15 protein-coding genes are annotated in these 17,548 nt (G+C 73.7%); 10 read left to right on the top strand and 5 right to left on the bottom strand.

Features of this window, described 5'->3' with window-relative positions:
• The first annotated feature begins 61 nt into the window (after window positions 1-61).
• Window positions 62-1,636, top strand: coding sequence for a cell division protein PerM (locus ACQY0Z_RS03085; RefSeq protein WP_439811803.1), 1,575 nt, complete (start codon window positions 62-64; stop codon window positions 1,634-1,636).
• A 160-nt stretch (window positions 1,637-1,796) separates the two neighbouring features.
• Here ACQY0Z_RS03085 and ACQY0Z_RS03080 read toward each other — a convergent pair whose 3' ends face one another.
• Entirely contained in the window at window positions 1,797-2,564 is a 768-nt protein-coding gene (locus ACQY0Z_RS03080) for a hypothetical protein (protein ID WP_254588043.1), read from the bottom strand.
• A 387-nt stretch (window positions 2,565-2,951) separates the two neighbouring features.
• Between ACQY0Z_RS03080 and purN the strand changes: the two genes are divergently transcribed.
• Together purN and purH are read left to right on the top strand one after the other, a co-directional pair.
• Entirely contained in the window at window positions 2,952-3,593 is a 642-nt protein-coding gene (gene purN, locus ACQY0Z_RS03075) for a phosphoribosylglycinamide formyltransferase (RefSeq protein WP_189898751.1), read from the top strand.
• Window positions 3,590-5,152 (top strand): bifunctional phosphoribosylaminoimidazolecarboxamide formyltransferase/IMP cyclohydrolase, encoded by a 1,563-nt coding sequence (gene purH / locus ACQY0Z_RS03070; RefSeq protein WP_189898750.1) that lies wholly within the window; start codon window positions 3,590-3,592, stop codon window positions 5,150-5,152. Before purN ends, purH begins: the two co-directional genes overlap by 4 nt.
• 73 nt (window positions 5,153-5,225) lie before the next feature.
• Here purH and ACQY0Z_RS03065 read toward each other — a convergent pair whose 3' ends face one another.
• The 4 genes from ACQY0Z_RS03065 to ACQY0Z_RS03050 form a co-directional block, all read right to left on the bottom strand.
• A complete protein-coding gene (locus ACQY0Z_RS03065) occupies window positions 5,226-5,699 on the bottom strand; it encodes a hypothetical protein (RefSeq protein WP_189898748.1) in 474 nt (157 codons plus the stop codon).
• Window positions 5,700-5,797: 98 nt separating this feature from the next.
• Window positions 5,798-7,342, bottom strand: a complete 1,545-nt coding sequence (locus tag ACQY0Z_RS03060) for a protein kinase domain-containing protein (RefSeq protein WP_439811802.1) — start codon at window positions 7,340-7,342, stop codon at window positions 5,798-5,800.
• Window positions 7,339-8,088 carry an FHA domain-containing protein gene (locus tag ACQY0Z_RS03055; RefSeq protein ID WP_254588041.1) on the bottom strand — a complete coding sequence of 250 codons (750 nt, stop codon included), beginning with the start codon at window positions 8,086-8,088 and terminating at the stop codon, window positions 7,339-7,341. The genes ACQY0Z_RS03060 and ACQY0Z_RS03055 overlap by 4 nt, the downstream gene beginning before the upstream one ends.
• A gap of 201 nt (window positions 8,089-8,289) precedes the next feature.
• Window positions 8,290-8,883 (bottom strand): hypothetical protein, encoded by a 594-nt coding sequence (locus tag ACQY0Z_RS03050; RefSeq protein WP_189898742.1) that lies wholly within the window; start codon window positions 8,881-8,883, stop codon window positions 8,290-8,292.
• Window positions 8,884-9,175: 292 nt separating this feature from the next.
• Between ACQY0Z_RS03050 and ACQY0Z_RS03045 the strand changes: the two genes are divergently transcribed.
• The 7 genes from ACQY0Z_RS03045 (at window position 9,176) to ACQY0Z_RS03015 (ending at window position 17,285) form a co-directional block, all read left to right on the top strand.
• A complete protein-coding gene (locus ACQY0Z_RS03045) occupies window positions 9,176-10,030 on the top strand; it encodes a bifunctional methylenetetrahydrofolate dehydrogenase/methenyltetrahydrofolate cyclohydrolase (RefSeq protein WP_254588039.1) in 855 nt (284 codons plus the stop codon).
• Entirely contained in the window at window positions 10,020-10,529 is a 510-nt protein-coding gene (locus ACQY0Z_RS03040) for a DUF3017 domain-containing protein (RefSeq protein WP_439811801.1), read from the top strand. The genes ACQY0Z_RS03045 and ACQY0Z_RS03040 overlap by 11 nt, the downstream gene beginning before the upstream one ends.
• A 553-nt stretch (window positions 10,530-11,082) precedes the next feature.
• Window positions 11,083-12,177: a helix-turn-helix domain-containing protein gene (locus ACQY0Z_RS03035; protein WP_381726286.1), complete on the top strand. Its 1,095-nt coding sequence runs from the start codon at window positions 11,083-11,085 to the stop codon at window positions 12,175-12,177.
• 915 nt (window positions 12,178-13,092) lie between these two features.
• Window positions 13,093-14,082 carry a malate dehydrogenase gene (locus tag ACQY0Z_RS03030; RefSeq protein ID WP_189898737.1) on the top strand — a complete coding sequence of 330 codons (990 nt, stop codon included), beginning with the start codon at window positions 13,093-13,095 and terminating at the stop codon, window positions 14,080-14,082.
• Between the two features lie 181 nt (window positions 14,083-14,263).
• Window positions 14,264-15,991, top strand: a complete 1,728-nt coding sequence (locus tag ACQY0Z_RS03025; RefSeq protein ID WP_439811800.1) for a hypothetical protein — start codon at window positions 14,264-14,266, stop codon at window positions 15,989-15,991.
• Between the two features lies 1 nt (window position 15,992).
• Window positions 15,993-16,346: a hypothetical protein gene (locus ACQY0Z_RS03020; protein ID WP_189898733.1), complete on the top strand. Its 354-nt coding sequence runs from the start codon at window positions 15,993-15,995 to the stop codon at window positions 16,344-16,346.
• A gap of 6 nt (window positions 16,347-16,352) precedes the next feature.
• Complete coding sequence (locus ACQY0Z_RS03015) at window positions 16,353-17,285, top strand: hypothetical protein (protein WP_439811799.1); 933 nt, start codon at window positions 16,353-16,355, stop codon at window positions 17,283-17,285.
• Window positions 17,286-17,548: the final 263 nt, after the last annotated feature.

Raw genomic sequence — 17,548 nt, 5'->3', positions numbered from 1 at the left:
ATATTGAGCGACACAGCCGAGCTTCGCCCGTTACGCCCGTGAAGCGCGTGTCGTTGGGAGCATGGCGGGCGTGATCCAGACGACCGTACGCCGATCGATGCCGGCCTCCCTTCTCATCCGCGTGCGTCACCGTTCGCCCGGGCTGGCCTCCGGCCTTGCCGGGGGCGCCCTCGCGGCCGGGCTGGGCCTGGCGGCGTTCACCGTGCTCGTGATGCTGCTGTGGGTCAGTTCGCCCTACCCGGACAGCGGACCCGGTGGCGCCCTGCATGTCGCGGCGGCCCTGTGGCTGCTCGCGCACGGCGCCGAACTGGTCCGTGTCGACACCCTCTCCGGCGTCCCCGCCCCGATGGGCGTGCCCCCGCTGCTGCTCGCCGTGGTGCCGGTGTGGCTGCTGCACCGGGCGGCGCGGGACACTGCCGAGGGAGGCGTCCGCGACAACGCCCCGCTGGTGCCGGGCCGTATCGCCTGGGCGGGCGTCGTCCTCGGCTACCTCGCCGTCGCCGCGCCCGCCGCCCTCTACGCGGCCGGCGGCGCCCTGCGGCCCTCGTGGACGTCGACGCTGGTGGGCGTGCCGCTGGTCGCGGTGGTGGCCGCCGGGACGGGGGTGTGGACCGCGTACGGGCGTCCCAGCGGGCCGCTGGAGCAGGTGCTGGGCGCGGTGCTGCCCCGGGGCGTACGGCACCTGGTGCTGGGCCCGGACGGCCGTCCCGGTGTCGCGGCGCGCGCGGCGGCGGCCGGAGCGACGGTGCTGGTGGCGGGCGGTGCGGTGCTGCTGACGGTGTCGCTGGGATGGCACCTCGGCGAGACACGGGGGGCGTTCGGACGGCTGACCGAGGGATGGTCGGGGTGGCTGGCGGTGCTGCTGCTCTGCGTCACGCTGCTGCCGAACGCGGCGGTGTGGGCGGCGGCGTACGCCCTCGGCCCCGGTTTCCTGCTCGGCGCCGGTGTCGTGGTGACGCCGCTGGGTGCGCGGGCCGCGCCGCTGCTGCCGCCGTTCCCGCTGCTGGCGGCGGTACCGGACCCGGGCGCGGGCACCGCCCTGCACGGGGCGGTGGCGGCGCTGCCGCTGACGGCGGGGGTCGTGGTGGGGTGGTTCGTCGGGCGGGGGTCCGTGACGGGCGGGGGGCGCCACGGCATCTGGACGACCGGGCGGACCGCCGGCGCGGCGGCGTTCGCGGCGGGGCTGTGCGGGGTGCTGCTGGCGGTGCTCGCCGGTCTTGCGGGCGGCCCGCTGGGCACGGCCGCACTGGCCCGCTTCGGCCCGGTGTGGTGGCAGGTGGGCCTGGCAACGGCGGCCTGGCTCGGCCTCACGGCCACGATGACAGCCCTGACGGTACGGGCATGGCGCCTCCGGCGGTCGTACGGCCGGGGCGTACGCGAGCGCCGTGCCGCCCGCGCGGCCGCACCGAGGCGCCGCCCGCCCCTGCGCACACGGCTGCCGCGAGCCACCTGGCTCAAGCGGAAGCCGAAGCGAAGCACCCCGGCCCCCGCCGCGGACGAGGAGCCCTATCTGCTCCTCGACGCCGACGAGGACGACCTCGGTGTCGCCCCAGCCCCCCTGGGCCTCCCTCCGCGCCCGGACCCCCCGGGCGACCTCCCGGCCCCCGAGAGCACCGAACCCCGCCCACCCGCCTGAGCGGGCGAACGAGGTTCGGCGGAAACCCGAAGAGCGAGGTCGCCCGGACCCCCCGGGCGACCTCCCAGCCCCCGAGAGCACCGAACCCCGCCCACCCGCCTGAGCGGGCGAACGGGGTTCGGCGGAAACCCGAAGAGCGAGGGTCCGACGGACGCCCCCCTCAGCCTTCCTCGTCCAGCAGTCCCCGCAGCTGCTCCGGCAGATGGTCCCCGCAGGACTGCCGCGCCTGCTGCGTAAGTGCGTCGCTCGTGCACTCGTAGTAGTCGCTGTAGACCAGGCGGGCGCCGAAGACGCCGGCGACCAGGAGCAGGGCCAGGCCCGCCGTGACCAGGCCGCTCACCGCCGCCGTGGTCTGCGGGCGGCCCTTCTGCTCGGACGCGGGGACGTCCGGGTCCTGCCCGCGCGGCTTGGCGCGCAGGGCGCTGATGCCCCAGTACAGCGCGAGCGCGCCCAGGAGCAGCGCCAGGTAGGGCCAGTTGAAGAGGGCGAAGAAGAAGGCCCACATGCCGCCCAGCAGGGCGTACCGCGCGCGACGCTGGGCCGGGTCCGTGGGGTCCCAGCGCATGCCCGGCCCCTGCGGGCCGCCGCCCTGGCCCTCGGGGCCGCGCGGGCGCTCGCCGAAGCCGCCGGGGGAGCGGCCGGGCTGCCGGTCGCTCCAGTTGCGGCCCCACGGGGAGCGGCCGCCGCCCTGGCCCTCGCCGCCCGAGGGGTGGCGGGGCTGCCAGGGGCGGTCGGGCGTGCCCTCCGGCGGGGGCGCGAACGGGTTGTCGTCCTGGCCGTCGCGGCGGTCGTCGCCGCCCTCGCCGCCCTCACCGCGGGAGGAGTCGGGGGGTGAGGAGCGGCGCTCCCGCAGCAGCACGGCGCCACGCTCCCCTCCCTGGGCCGACTGCTGGGGGAACGTGAGGAGTCGCAGGCTGCGGTCCGGCATCAAGTGAGCGTCTTCCCCTTTGTGAAGCACGGCGTGGGTGCGGTGTGACCGCCTCGCACGACGTATCGACTACGAGTGAGCGGTGAGCTGGTGCGTTCCCGTCAGCTCCGCGCGGCCCGGGTCCGTCGCCCTGTGAACGAACGGTGCGCGGTCGGCGTTCCCGTGCGCCCCGGTGTCCAGGACCTGCGTACCCCGGCCGGCTCCTGTCAGACGCTACCTTCCGGCCACGCCCCCGTCCCGTGGGGGCCCGTCCGGAGTGCCGGTATCGTTGCTGCCGGTCGGCCGCTTCGTAGGCTTCCCCGTATCAGGGGGCGCGAAGCATTCGTAGGAATGTACAAAGCGCTGTGCCGCCGGCCGTGCAGACGCTCCCCGAGAAAGGGCCCCACCGTGGCCGCCAAGCCCGTGGCCGAGCGCGCCAGGCGTCGTCTCGTCGTGCTGGTCTCCGGATCCGGCACCAATCTGCAGGCGCTCCTCGACGAGATCGCCGCCGTCGGACCCGACGCCTACGGGGCCGAGGTCGTCGCCGTCGGCGCGGACCGCGAGGGCATCGAGGGCCTGGCCCGGGCCGAGCGCGCCGGGCTGCCGGCCTTCGTGTGCAAGGTCAAGGACCATCCGACCCGCGAGGAGTGGGACGCGGCGCTCGCCGAGGCCGTCGCCGCGTACGAGCCCGATCTCGTGGTGTCCGCCGGGTTCATGAAGATCGTGGGGAAGGAGTTCCTCGCGCGCTTCGGCGGGCGGTTCGTGAACACCCACCCCGCCCTGCTGCCCAGTTTCCCGGGAGCCCACGGCGTGCGGGACGCGCTCGCGTACGGCGCCAAGGTCACCGGCTGCACCGTCCACTTCGTCGACGACGGCGTCGACACCGGTCCGATCATCGCGCAGGGCGTGGTGGAGGTCCGGGACGAGGACGACGAGAGCGCTCTGCACGAGCGCATCAAGGAAGTCGAGCGAAAGCTGCTCGTCGAGGTCGTGGGGCGCCTCGCCCGCAACGGCTATCGCATCGAGGGACGAAAGGTAGTTATCCAGTGACCGCCGAGAGCAACAAGCGGGCCATCCGACGGGCGCTCGTCAGCGTCTACGACAAGACCGGCCTCGAGGATCTCGCGCGCGGCCTGCACGAGGCCGGGGTGGAGCTGGTCTCCACCGGGTCCACCGCCGCGAAGATCGCCGCCGCGGGCGTCCCCGTGACCAAGGTCGAGGAGCTGACCGGCTTCCCCGAGTGCCTGGACGGCCGCGTCAAGACGCTGCACCCCAAGGTGCACGCCGGCATCCTCGCCGACCTGCGTCTCGCCGACCACGAGCAGCAGCTCAAGGACCTCGGCGTGGAGCCGTTCGACCTGGTCGTCGTGAACCTCTACCCGTTCCGCGAGACCGTCGCCTCCGGCGCCACACCCGACGAGTGCGTGGAGCAGATCGACATCGGCGGCCCCTCGATGGTCCGCGCCGCCGCCAAGAACCACCCGTCGGTCGCCGTCGTCACCAGCCCCGCCCGCTACGGCGACGTCCTCGCCGCGGTCCAGGGCGGCGGCTTCGACCTCGCCACCCGCAAGCGGCTCGCCGCGGAGGCCTTCCAGCACACGGCCGCGTACGACGTGGCCGTGGCGAGCTGGTTCGCGTCCGAGTACGCGCCCGTCGACGACTCCCGATTCCCCGACTTCCTCGGCGCCACCTGGGAGCGCAAGAACACCCTCCGCTACGGCGAGAACCCGCACCAGCCGGCCGCGCTGTACGTCTCCGGCACCGGCGGTCTCGCCGAGGCCGAGCAGCTGCACGGCAAGGAGATGTCGTACAACAACTACACGGACACGGACGCCGCGCTCCGTGCCGCGTACGACCACGACGCCCCGGCCGTCGCGATCATCAAGCACGCCAACCCGTGCGGCATCGCGACCGGCGCGGACGTCGCCGAGGCGCACCGCAAGGCGCACGCCTGCGACCCGCTGTCCGCGTTCGGCGGCGTGATCGCCGTCAACCGCCCGGTGTCCAAGGAGATGGCCGAGCAGGTCGCGGAGATCTTCACCGAGGTCATCGTCGCCCCGGACTACGAGGACGGCGCGCTCGAGGCGCTCACCAAGAAGAAGAACATCCGCGTGCTGCGCGCCCCGCAGGCGCCGTCCGCCCCGGTCGAGGTCAAGCCGATCGACGGCGGCGCGCTGCTCCAGGTCACCGACCGCCTCCAGGCCGAGGGCGACGACCCGTCCACCTGGACGCTGGCCACCGGCGAGGCCCTGTCCGAGGCCGAGCTGGCCGACCTGGCCTTCGCCTGGAGGGCCTGCCGCGCGGTGAAGTCCAACGCGATCCTGCTCGCCAAGGACGGCGCCTCGGTCGGCGTCGGCATGGGCCAGGTCAACCGCGTCGACTCCGCGAAGCTGGCGGTCGAGCGGGCCGGCGCCGAGCGTGCCCGCGGCTCCTTCGCCGCCTCCGACGCGTTCTTCCCCTTCCCCGACGGCCTGGAGATCCTCACCGAGGCCGGTGTGAAGGCGGTCGTCCAGCCGGGCGGCTCGGTCCGCGACGAGCAGGTCGTGGAGGCCGCGAAGAAGGCGGGCGTGACGATGTACTTCACGGGGACGCGGCACTTCTTCCACTGATCCCCCGGCCGGCCGAACGGCGGTGGCCCCGGTCCTTCCCGGACCGGGGCCACCGCCGTCCCGCGTGCCCGCGTCAGCAGGGGCGCAGGGACCAGATCGGGTCCCAGGTGGCCGTGCCGGACTCGTAGGCCGTGGACGTCCAGCGGACGCTGCCGTCCTTGTTGTAGAAGCGGGCGACGGTGCCCGGGGTCTGGTTGTTGGTGAAGGGGCCGTCGCCGGTCCAGTTGCTCAGCTCCCACGTCTGGCACTTGTAGAAGTCGAACTTGGTGCCGTTGACGATCATGCACAGGTGGCCGTAACCGCAGGACAGGGCCTTGGTGTTCGCCTTGCCCTTCGGGGCCTCGGTGACGGTCAGGCCGTCGTAGCGGACCGCGTCGGCGGTCACCCGCACGGGCTTGGCGTCGCCGCCCAGCACCCGCTCGGCCGTCTGCTGCAGCGAGGTGACCCGGGTGCCGTCCGGGTCCGGGGCGGCGGTGGCCGCGACCGAGCTGCCGGCGACGAGGGCCGTGGCCGCGACGAGCAGCGCGGCGGATTTGAAGGTGTTCACTGTTTCCCCCAGGAACGTACCGGTCGGTGCACCGCGGAGGCGGCGCGTTCACACCGTGCCGGGGGAGCGGGCCGTCCGGTACCTCGCACCTGTGAGGGTCACCTCCGGCCGGGCGGGGTGTACTCCTTCAGGTAATGGGCGACACGGTCGGCGTACGGGCGGTACTCGGCGGGGACGCCCCTCGCCTGGTTCACCCTGCGCCACGACGTGCGGTAGGCGGTGGCGATCAGCACCCGCCGGTCCTCCCGCAGCGCGTCGTCGAGGCGGGGCGCGATCCAGCACAGGTAGCGGCCCATCGCGGGCACCGACTCGGCGGGCGGGAAGGGCGGTTCGGGCACGGTCTCGCCCGGTGTGCCGTCCTCGTTCATCCACCAGCGCAGCACCTTCGGCGTCCAGCGCGCGATGCCGTACTCGTCCTTGGCCGGGTCGGACAGGTCGGGGTCGAAGTCGTTCTCCACCTTCAGCATGGCCGCGATCAGCGGCGCGCTGACGTCCTCGCTGCGGCAGTCGCGCGCGGTCTCCACGATCAGCAGCCGGTACGCGGCCGGCACGCCCCGGCCGGTGCGCAGCACGTCGGCGCCGTACGTCGCGGAGGCGTCGGTGCTCGCGCCCGGCTCCCCGTCGGACAGGGCCCACCGGTCGACGCCGTACCCGAGGACGGCCACCGCGGCGGTCGCCAGGGCCGCCGAGACGGCGACCGCCCGCCGGGAGCGGCGCCGCGCGGGCAGCAGCCGGGGCAGCCGGAACGGGCGTCCCGCGCCGGCCGCGTCCCGCACCCGCCGCAGCAGCTCCTCCACGCCGATCCGCTCCGCGTGCGTACGGGACAGACAGGCGCGGACGATCTCCCGCCAGGCGTCCGGGAGTTCGGGGGAGAGCCGCAGCTCGTCGGTGCCGGAGGCGTAGGCGGCGGCGGCCGTGCGGCGGGCCGCCGGGGTGGCGCCGGGCAGCGGGAACACCCCGGTGAGCACGAGATGGGCGAGCACGCCGAACGCCCACACGTCGGCCGACCCGCGGATCTGCCGGCCCCGCTCGCCGATCTCCGACCACAGCAGCTCGGGCGGGGTGTAGTCGGGCGTGGAGAACGCGGACGTGTAGGCGTGCGTGCCCTCCAGCTCGGCGGCCATGTTGAAATCGGCGAGGCGGACCGAACCGTCCGTCATCAGCAGCACGTTGGCCGGTTTCAGATCGCCGTGCACCCAGCCCGCCCGGTGCAGCTGCGCAAGCCCCTCGCAGATCTGGGCCAGCAGGCCGGGACCCGCGCCGGGCCGGGGCGAGGCGTCCAGCAGCGCGGCCAGCGAGCCCTCCGCCTTCTCCAGCACCAGCACGGTGGCGCCGTCCAGCTCCGGATGGCCGGGGTCGTCGACGGTCAGCGTCTCGAACATCCGGACGAGGTGCGGCTGCTTCAGCCGGCGCAGCACGTCCACCTCCCGCTCGGCCAGCTCGCGCAGGTGGTGCAGCTGGCGCGGGGTGCGGGTGCCGGTGGGCAGGAACTTCAGCGCGACGTCCCGCGGCCCGTCCCCGCCGCCCCCGGTACGGCGGCCGGCGTACACGCTGCCGAACGCGCCCGTCGCGATCGGCTCGCGCACCTCCCACGCGCCCACCCGGTACCCCTTCGGCACCGGCACGGCGTACGTCTCCGTCACCGGACCCCCTGGCGGAGCGGGGCCGCCAGGACCGTCAGGTCGTCCTCGCGGACCAGGTCGAAACGGAGCGCCAGGGAGACCAGCGACTCCTTCTTGCCGTTCAGCCGCGGACCCGGCTCCGCGGTGTCGGGGCCGGGCTTGAGGCGCAGCTTCACCGCCAGGTAGTCGATGTTCCACTGCACCGCCGTGCGGGACGCGGCCGGCCACAGCGGGCGCAGGCGCTCCACCACCTGCTCCACCGTGGGCAGCGGCGCGTGCGGCGCCCCCCGCAGCCGCGGCTCGCACAGCGCGGCCAGCACGGCGAAGTACCGCTTGGAGCGGTCCAGGGAGAAGGCGGGCGCGGTGGCGGTCCCGTCGTCGCAGGCCTCGAAGCGGACGTGCTCGTGGCAGGGCGCCCACACCTCCAGCGGCAGCAGGTCGCCGCAGGCCGGCAGCACGATCCGGGAGAACTCGAACGGTACCGGCGCGTCCAGCCGGCCCGGCCCGACCTTGATGTGCTCGCCCGCGCCCTCCGGGTTCTCCACGACGTACGTCTGCTCCCGGCTGAGGTTGCTCAGCAGCCAGAAGGCGCCCTGCGCGGTGATCTCGCCCGCTCTGCGGGACACCCCTTCATGCGCGATGCGCAGGCCGTCGCCCTGCGGGGAGCGGCCGAAGGAGAGGCGCTCGCCGGGCGCCAGACGGAGCCGGTCACGGCGTCCCGGGTCCTCCGGCACGGTCGCCGGAGGTACGACGATGAGGCTGTACACGATGCATCCCCCCATGCCTGACAGCTACTCGGCCAGGGTAGGGGGCCGCCCCGCCGCCGGACCTCCCCCGATCGGGTGCGGCGGGGGTGCGGGGCGGGATTGGCGTGAAAGGCGCGGTCCGCCCCGGGACGCGCCAAGGCCGCGTCCCCCGTACGGGGCGGACACGGCCTTGAGGTGGAACGTCGGACGGCTCCCCGGTGGTCAGTACCTCGGGCGCCGGAACCACTCGGCGCTCGCGCGCTTCGCGCAGAACACGATCACCAGGATCGACACGACCCAGAGGACCAGGCCCAGCAGGTAGATGGCCAGCGCGAAGAGGCCGCTGACTATCGCGAAGGAGGCGTACACGATCGAGCAGACGCGGACCGAGGGGCCGCCCTTGGCGTACTGCAGCAGGAGGACCAGGCCGAGGATGGCGAAGACGGCGGCCAGACCGGCGAAGAAGACGATGACACCCTTGCCCAGGTCGGCGTACCGCTCGACCTCGGCGTCGCCCGTGATGCCGGCCTCGCGCATCGACTCGTCCCACTTCGCCAGCGCCACGCCGTACACGGCCGCGATGATCACGTGTGCGAGCGCGATCACTCCGACCAGGATCTGCGCGGCGCGCGTGATGCCGGGCATCTGGGCCGGGACGTGACCGCCGCCGTAGGGCTGGCCCACCGGGGGCGCCGACGGGTAGCCGTAACCGGGCTGCGCGGGCTGGCCGGGCTGCTGGGGGTAGCCGTAGCCGGGGCCGGCCGGGGGCTGCTGGGGCGGCTGCCCGTAGGGGTTGTTCGGGTCGCCGAAACTCATGGCGGTTCTTCCTCCGTTGCGCTTCTGGTGCGGGGACGACGCGAGGCACGGCGCGGAGGAAGTACTACAGATGCGGTCCGTCCCCCCGGTTCTGCCCGCGGCACTGTGCGTTCATCGTTCTTGACCGTTCCTTTCCTTGTCCAGCGGTACGACATATGTGTTGTGCAAGTGCAACATCGCGATCTTGCTCGTATTGCACCCGATGGTGATCGAATGCCCTGCTACGGCGCCGTGCCCGCCCGGAATGCGGGCTGATTGGAACAGGGGGCCCGTCATCCGCGAGGATGGGGTCATGACCGCCCAGATTCTCGATGGCAAGGCCACCGCAGCCGAGATCAAGTCCGATCTGACCGCCCGCGTGGCGGCGCTGAAGGAGAAGGGCGTCACGCCCGGCCTCGGCACGATCCTCGTGGGGGACGACCCCGGCAGCCAGAAGTACGTCGCCGGCAAGCATCGCGACTGCGCCCAGGTGGGCATCGCCTCCATCCAGCGCGAACTGCCCGCCACCGCCACGCAGGAGGAGATCGAGGCGGTCGTCCGCGAGCTGAACGAGGACCCGGCCTGCACCGGCTACATCGTCCAGCTGCCGCTCCCCAAGGGCATCGACGAGAACCGCATCCTCGAGCTGATGGACCCGGAGAAGGACGCCGACGGCCTCCACCCGATGAACCTCGGCCGTCTCGTCCTCAACGAGCCCGCCCCGCTGCCCTGCACCCCGAACGGCATCATCACCCTGCTGCGCCGCCACGGCGTGGAGATCAAGGGCGCCGAGGTCGTGGTCGTCGGGCGCGGCGTCACCATCGGCCGTCCGATGCCGCTGCTGCTGACCCGGCGCAGCGAGAACGCCACCGTGACCCAGTGCCACACCGGCACCCGTGACCTGTCCTCCCACCTGAAGCGCGCGGACATCATCATCGCCGCGGCCGGCAGCGCCCACCTGATCCGCCCCGAGGACGTCAAGCCGGGCGCGGCCGTCCTGGACGTCGGCGTCTCCCGCAGCGCCGAGGGCAAGATCGTCGGCGACGTCCACCCGGGCGTGGCCGAGGTGGCCGGCTGGGTCGCGCCCAACCCCGGCGGCGTCGGCCCGATGACCCGGGCGCAGCTGCTCGTCAACGTGGTCGAGGCGGCGGAGCGCAGTGTCGGCTGAGCGGAAGGCACCGGACGCTCCCGAGGCCCCCGCGGCGGCGGAGGAGTCCCCCGAGGACGTCACCGTGCGCGACGCGGTCAGCGCGCCCGACGCCGAGGGCGCCCCGCGCCGCGCCACCCGTAGGTTCCCGCTGTTCACCCGGGACACCGCGCGCCCCGAGGGCGGCGGCCGCGCGGCCCCCGGCGACGCCCCCGCGCCCGCCCGGCAGTGGCCGATCCTGGCCGTGCTGCTCACCGTGGGCCTGGGGCTGCTGCTGACCGCGCTGGACGTGTTCCGGGTCGGGCTGCTGATCACCGGCGCCGCGCTGCTGGCCGGGGCGGTCCTGCGCTGGGTGGTGCCGGACGTCGGCATGCTCGCCGTGCGCTCCCGCTTCACCGACATCGTCACCTACGGCGGCCTGGGCCTGGTGATCGTGCTGCTGGCGCTGATGATGCAGCCGGACCCGCTGCTGCGGTTCCCGTGGCTGCAGGACATGCTGCACTTCACCGTCGACGGCTGAGCCGCCCGTACGGCGGTGGCTGAGCCGCCCGTAAGGCGGTGACGGCGGCCCGTCCACACCCCCGTGAGAGGACGGGCCGCCGCCGCGCACCACGTTGCTGCACGGCGGACGGTCCGATCAACGGCGGTCCGGCCGCTGTGGCACGGAAGTGACCGTTCCGGTACGCGCCCCGGAATCCCCGTACGCCCTTGCGATGACTCCGGGGCCTGTTCGCGACACGGGTGTCCGCGCAGGGAGGATGTGGCCGCGGACGCCTCCGCGAGGGGCGTCGGGGTGGTAGGACAGGAAGACGGTGGGACGGTCATATCGGTCCGGTGCGTCCGGTGTTCAGGTTCCGGGGTTCCGTTCGGCCGGGGGGCCGACCGGTGGGACACTGGAGCGCAAGCGACTGGGCGTGCAACGCCGCACGCGCCCTGTTGCTCCCGTGCGCCCCCACCCCGGGAACTGAGACCCGTCCCGGCGGCATCCCTGTGGGTAGCCAGACGGGACGTGGCAAGGGGCACCATGCGCGAGGGAAACACCAGCACGAACCGGGGGACAGAGGGGGAGAGCAATGCCTCGTTGGAAGGCCTTGCCGGATGAACTCGATCCGCAGATCAGGGAGTTCACCAGTCAGCTCAGGCGGCTGGTGGACCGCAGCGGTCTGAGCGTCGCGTCGGTCGCCGACCGCACGGGTTACAGCAAGACGTCCTGGGAGCGCTATCTGAACGGCCGGCTCCTCGCGCCCAAGGGCGCGATCGTGGCGCTGGCGGAGGTCACCGGGACCAACCCGGTGCACCTGACCACCATGTGGGAGCTCGCCGAGCGCGCGTGGAGCCGCTCGGAGATGCGGCACGACATGACCATGGAGGCGATCCGGATCTCGCAGGCGCGCGCCGCGCTGAGCGAGCTGGCCGGGCCGCCGTCGGGCGGCGGACGCTCCAGCGGAGGCGGCGCCCGTACGGGGGTCGCCGGGCCTGCCGGGGTGTCGCCGAGCGTGCCGCCCCAGCCGACCGCCACCGACGTGCGTGACGCGTCGGGCAGCGGCAACTCCTGGGGGGTCGTGAACCCGGAGGCGGGTTACCCGGGGGCGTACGGTCCCGGGGCGCCCGCGGCCGGGGGGTACGGCCCGCCGCCCGCGGAGCCGTCGGGTCGGGGCGGCGGTTCGGGCCGCCCTGCGGGCAGGCGGCGCACGGCGACGTTCCTCGTCGGGGCGCTCGGCGCGCTCGTCGTGGTCGCCGCCGGGCTGTACGTCACCCAGACCCAGGGCGACAAGAAGGAGGCCACGCCCTCCCCGTCGCCCACCGTCACCAAGGAGGCGCCGCTGCCTCCCGGCGTGAAGTGCAGCGGGAAGAGCTGCGCGGGCAAGGACGCCGAGGTCATGGGGTGCAGCGGCGACCTGGTCACCACGGCCGGCACCGCGGTCGTCGGCGCCACCACCGTCGAGGTCCGCTACAGCGAGGTCTGCGCGGCGGCGTGGGGACGCATCACCCAGGCCACGCAAGGGGACACGGTCGAGATCACCTCGGGCACGTCCCAGCAGACCGACTCCGTCGACGCCCCGGGTGACACGGTCGCCTACACGATGATGGTCCCGGTCACCTCGGCGACGGAGGCGAAGGCTTGCGCGGTGCTGGCGGCGACGGGGGAGAAGGGCTGCACGGACTGACGGTCCCTCCGCCCTGACGGCAGGGGCGGCCGAGCCCCGGGGCCGCCGCAGCCCTCTCGCCCGGCCACAACGGCGTTCGTCAGCCCGGCCGTCCGGTTGCCCGGCGCCCGGTCGCCCGGTAGTCGGGTCGGCGGGACTTGGCGCAGGGGCCGGTTTCCGGGGCGCCGGGGCCGGCGGGGCTTTCCGGCCGGCGTAGCCGGTTCCCTCGTTCGCGTAGGCCGTACGGGGCATGACATGTGAGGGAACCGTGGGGACGTGAATGCGGACGTCAGGGGCGGGCACGCGAGAAGTACCCCCATGGGATACCGGCATGTTCGGTCCCGACGGCGGCCGCCCCGCCCCTACCTCTCCCGGACGGAGCGGCCGCCCTTTTCCCTCACCTCTCCGCCAGCCCGGCCGGCTGCTTCTCACCTCTCCGCGCGTCCGGCCGGGTTCCCCTCACTTCTGCGCCAGCCCGGTCGGCTGCTCCCCGCCACTCTGCCGAGCCCGGCCAGGTGCTCCTCACCTCTCCGTCAGCCCGGCCGGGTTCCCCTCACTTCTGCGCCAGCCCGGTCGGCTGCTCCCCGCCACTCTGCCGAGCCCGGCCAAGTGCTCCGCACCTCTTCCGGCGCCCGGCCGGGATTTCCGCACCTCTCCGCCGAGCCCGGCCGGGCTTCTCACCTCCGCCGCCCGGCCGGGCGTGTGCGACGTGCGCGTGGCCGGGCCGTCACTCTGTGGGGCGGGCCACAGGGAGCCCGGCCGTGCGGGGCGGTGGATGCGCGATAGCCTGACCGCTGGATCTCTCTTGACGCCAAGAGATCGATCATTCGAATCGGTGATCGATCATCGTGGCGGGCACCGGTCACGAGCCGGAGCGGGGATCACGCACCAGGGGGCAGGGACCGCCCCACCGCCAGCTGTCATACGGAGAACGCCATGACCCGCACTCCCGTGAACGTCACCGTCACCGGCGCGGCCGGCCAGATCGGTTACGCCCTGCTCTTCCGCATCGCCTCCGGCCAGCTGCTCGGCGCGGACGTGCCGGTCAAGCTGCGCCTGCTGGAGATCACCCCGGCGCTCAAGGCCGCCGAGGGCACCGCCATGGAGCTGGACGACTGCGCGTTCCCGCTGCTGCAGGGCATCGAGATCACGGACGACCCGAACGTGGCCTTCGACGGCGCCAACGTCGCCCTCCTCGTCGGCGCCCGCCCCCGCACCAAGGGCATGGAGCGCGGTGACCTCCTCGAGGCCAACGGCGGCATCTTCAAGCCGCAGGGCCAGGCCATCAACGCCCACGCCGCGGACGACATCCGCGTCCTGGTCGTCGGCAACCCGGCCAACACCAACGCCCTGATCGCCCAGGCCGCCGCCCCGGACGTCCCGGCCGAGCGCTTCACCGCCATGACCCGCCTGGACCACAACCGTGCGCTGACCCAGCTCGCGAAGAAGACGGGCTCGACGGTCTCCGACATCAAGCGCCTGACCATCTGGGGCAACCACTCCGCCACCCAGTACCCGGACATCTTCCACGCCACGATCGCCGGCAAGAACGCCGCCGAGGTCGTCAACGACGAGAAGTGGCTGGCCGAGGAGTTCATCCCGACCGTAGCCAAGCGCGGCGCCGCCATCATCGAGGCCCGCGGCGCCTCGTCGGCCGCCTCCGCCGCCAACGCCGCCATCGACCACGTCTACTCCTGGGTCAACGGCACCCCGGAGGGCGACTGGGTCTCCATGGGCATCCCGTCCGACGGCTCCTACGGCGTCCCCGAGGGCCTCATCTCCTCCTTCCCGGTCACCGTGAAGGACGGCAAGTACGAGATCGTCCAGGGCCTGGAGATCAACGAGTTCTCCCGCACCCGCATCGACGCCTCCGTCAAGGAGCTCGAGGAGGAGCGCGAGGCGGTCCGCTCCCTCGGCCTCATCTGAGCCCGGCCCCCACGGCCTTCGCGGGGCCCCGTACCGGTTCGTCCGGTGCGGGGCCCCGCTCGCGTCGTCGCCCCATCGGTCCCTGTGGTCAATCCGGTTCGCACCTGACCGCCGTTGCTCTATTCTGATGCCCCGTCACTCCACGTGGTCGTGACGTCGATTCGCGTATCGGGGGATCCGCGTGAGCACTGCCTTCGTGCCCCAGCAGCAGCCGCAGCACCCGGACGGGACGCCGGACGGCCCGCCGCCCGTGCCCCCGTACGCCAGCGAGGCGTCCCGGCTGCTGTGCGCGGGGACCTACCTGGACCCCGGCTACCGCGACCGGGTCATCGAGGAGCTCTACCTCCACGAACAGCGCGTCGTCGCGCCCTCCCTCGGCTTCGACGCCGCCCGCGTCCTCGCCCACGCGCTGCGCGCCCGGCGCCTGGAGATGCTGTGGGCGGCCGCCGTCGTAGGACTGTGGATCGTCGGCGCCCTGATCAGCGGCAACCTGCTCCTCTACTTCGTCTGGCCCAGCCTGATGCTCGCCGCCGCGCCCCTGTTGCGCGGCCGTGACGCCCGGCCGCCGTGGTACCGCTCGCTCGTCGCGTTCGTCGCCCGCTGGGGCGGCCGCGTGGTGACCGTGTTCGCGTTCGTCACCCTGTTCTCCGTGGCGCTGGGCGAGGGCGGTGGCGAGCCCTCGTACTCCTCCTCCTCGTCGTCGTACGGGTACTCCGGCGACGAGGACGTGCTGGGGGCGCTCACCAGAGGGTTCTCCGGGGACGCCAAGCCCTGGCAGGGGTGGTTCGGGATCGGCGTGCTCGTGGTCATCGGCCTGTGCGTCGCGGGGCGCCGTACGCAGTTCGCGCGGGTGCTCGCCGCCGAGCTGTCCCCTGCCCGGTTCCCGGACGCGGCCGGCGACCCCGCCGAGCGGCACGAGGGGACCCGCTTCCGGCGGCTGTCCCAGCGGATCCGGCTGGAGCAGCACACCCCGCTCGTCATGTACCACGAGGCCCGTCCGTTCTGCGGGGCCGGCACCGCGTACGACACCTGGGTGCTCGCCGTGGAACTGCGGCCCGACGAGGACGCCGACCAGCAGCCGCTCAGCAACCGCGCCATCCTCGACCGGGTCCGCCCCCTCATCGAACAGCTGCGGCTGCCCGCCGAGCACGCCGGCCCCGGCGTACGGGACCGGCTGCGGCGGCTGGAGATCGACGAGTGCGTGTTCCTGCCCGTCGAGGGGCTGCTGCGCCGCGACCAGGCGCCGTACGGGCCCGCCGACTTCGAGCGGCACCGGACGCGGGCCGTCGAGGAGGGCGGCGAGAAGCGGAGGCACTTCCTGCGCGTCCGGGTCGCCGGCTGGGAGGAGGAGCTGGTCGTCACCGTCTTCGTCCGCGTCCACACCCAGGGCCGGATGCTGATGCTGGAGATCGCGCCGCACGTGCTGCTGCCGGTCCGCGCGGACTTCAAGGACGCCGACCGCACGGCGCACCAGTTCCTGCACGACCTGACGGGCCGCATCGCCGGCTCCGCCGTCCTGGTGCCCCGCTCCGCCGGCGACTCGCTCATCACCCTCGGCCGGGGCGCGGCCTACCTGTGGCGGCTGCTCACCGGCGGCCACGCGCACGCGCTGCCCGACGGGCCCGCGCTGTCCGTGCGGGAGCTGGCCGCGGCGCCCGCCGGGTCCACGTTCCAGGACATGGACGTCGCCCGGTACCTGCGCAGCGTGCAGGACCGCATCAGCCGCGGGGTGCGGCTGGCGCTGGGCGAAGCGGGCTACGAGACCGGTGAGTTCGTGCAGAAGATCGTCAACATCAGCAGCGGCGCCGTGCACATCGGGCGCGCCGACAACTCGTCCTTCGCCTTCGGTGACCACGCGCGCGCCGAGACCACGACCGGCGGCCCCGGGCTGCGGAAGGGATCCGACTGACATGGCATCCGACGAACCGAACGTGAGCATCGGCCGTGCCGACAACTCCTCCTTCGCGTTCGGCGCCCACGCCCGCGCGGAGACGCACAACACGGCGGCTCCGGCGCGCGACGAAACCGCCGAGCAGCTGCTGGCCGCCGTTCAGGAACTGCGCGCGGACCTCGCACGGCTGCGGGAGAACGAGCAGGTCGCGCGGCTGGACTCCACGCTGGCCGACACCGAGGAGGAGATCACGCGTACCGGGACGGCCGGTGAGGGGCGGATACAGCGGCTGCGGGAGGCGCTGACCGATGCGCAGAGCATTCTGACGCTGTTCTCGTCGGCGGGGGCCGTCGCCGGGCTGCTGGGGATGTGAGGCGCCGTGACCGGGGGAGAGCGGTACTGGAACGAGGACGCGCAGCGGTGGGAGGGCGGCGTCGGCGGCGGTACCCCCTCGGTGACTCCGCCGCCTCCTCCGCCGTCCTTCCAGCCGGCCGTGCCGGCGGGTGCTCCGGGCGGGGTGACCGACCCCGATGCCCCGCGGGGTGAGGGGTGGTCCGTTCCGGAGCCGCCGAGGCCGGGTGAGCCGGGGGAGTTCAGCGCCGGGCGGCGGCGGGTGGTGTGGGGTGTGCTGGGCGGGGCCGCGGTCGTGGGGGTCGCGGTGGCGCTGGTGCTGAGTCTGGTCGTGGGGGACGACCGTGCGGGCGGTGCGGCGGACGATCGCGCGGGGGGTACGAGTACGAGCGCCCCGCAGGAGTCGCCGTCGCCCACGCCGGTGGAGGAGTCGGAGGCGGTGCCCACGGAGTCCTCCGGGTCGCCCTCTGCCGACCCGTCGGCGCTGCCCGAGGGGTTCGAACTGCATCACGACGCGGAGGGGTTCACCATCGCGCGGCCCACGGGGTGGGAGCGGGAGACGGTGCCTTCGCAGCACGGGTTCGACGTGGTGAACTACCGGAGTCCGGACGGGTTCCGGCGGCTTCAGGTGTACGAGGTCGCGGAGTCCTCGCCGGAGGAGTCCTTCGAATTGTACCTGTCGGACGAGACGCCCAAGCCGGACGGGTTTCAGCGGGTCGAACTGGTGAGGCTGGACGCGGGGGCCGAGGGGTTGCGCCTGGAATACCTCGCCGATTCGCTGCGGGGCGAGCCGGAGGTCGGCAGCTGGCACGTCCAGGACGTCCGCTTCCGGTCGCCGGAGGACGGGAAGGTGTACGCGGTGGCCGCGTACGGGGCGCCTACGGATGGGGTGGACCCGGAGTTGGAGCTGGCGCTCCTGGCGTCGGAGTACTTCTGTCCTCCGTCGGCGACGTGCGGCTGACCTGACGTCCCGTCGGTTGCGGCGGGCCGGGGGTGTCGGCGCGACTCGGCGCCAACGAGGCGCCGCCGCGCCCACCCGTGCCGCCCTGAGGGTACGTCCCAGGCCCATAAGGCACTGGGGGAGGCACGACTGCCCGTAGTCGTGGAGGCGCCCCGAAGGGGCGCGGGGAACTGCGAGGCCAGCCATGGACTGGCCGCACCCGGCGTTGAAGGGTTGCCGCTGCCGACCCGTGCGGCGGCGTGCCGACGGCGGAGGCGTCCTTG

Origin of the sequence: Streptomyces sp. P9-2 (genome assembly GCF_051903975.1) — a bacterium.
In the GTDB taxonomy this organism is placed as follows: Bacteria; Actinomycetota; Actinomycetes; order Streptomycetales; family Streptomycetaceae; genus Streptomyces; species Streptomyces cellulosae.
This window is presented reverse-complemented; position numbering and strand designations above follow the sequence as displayed.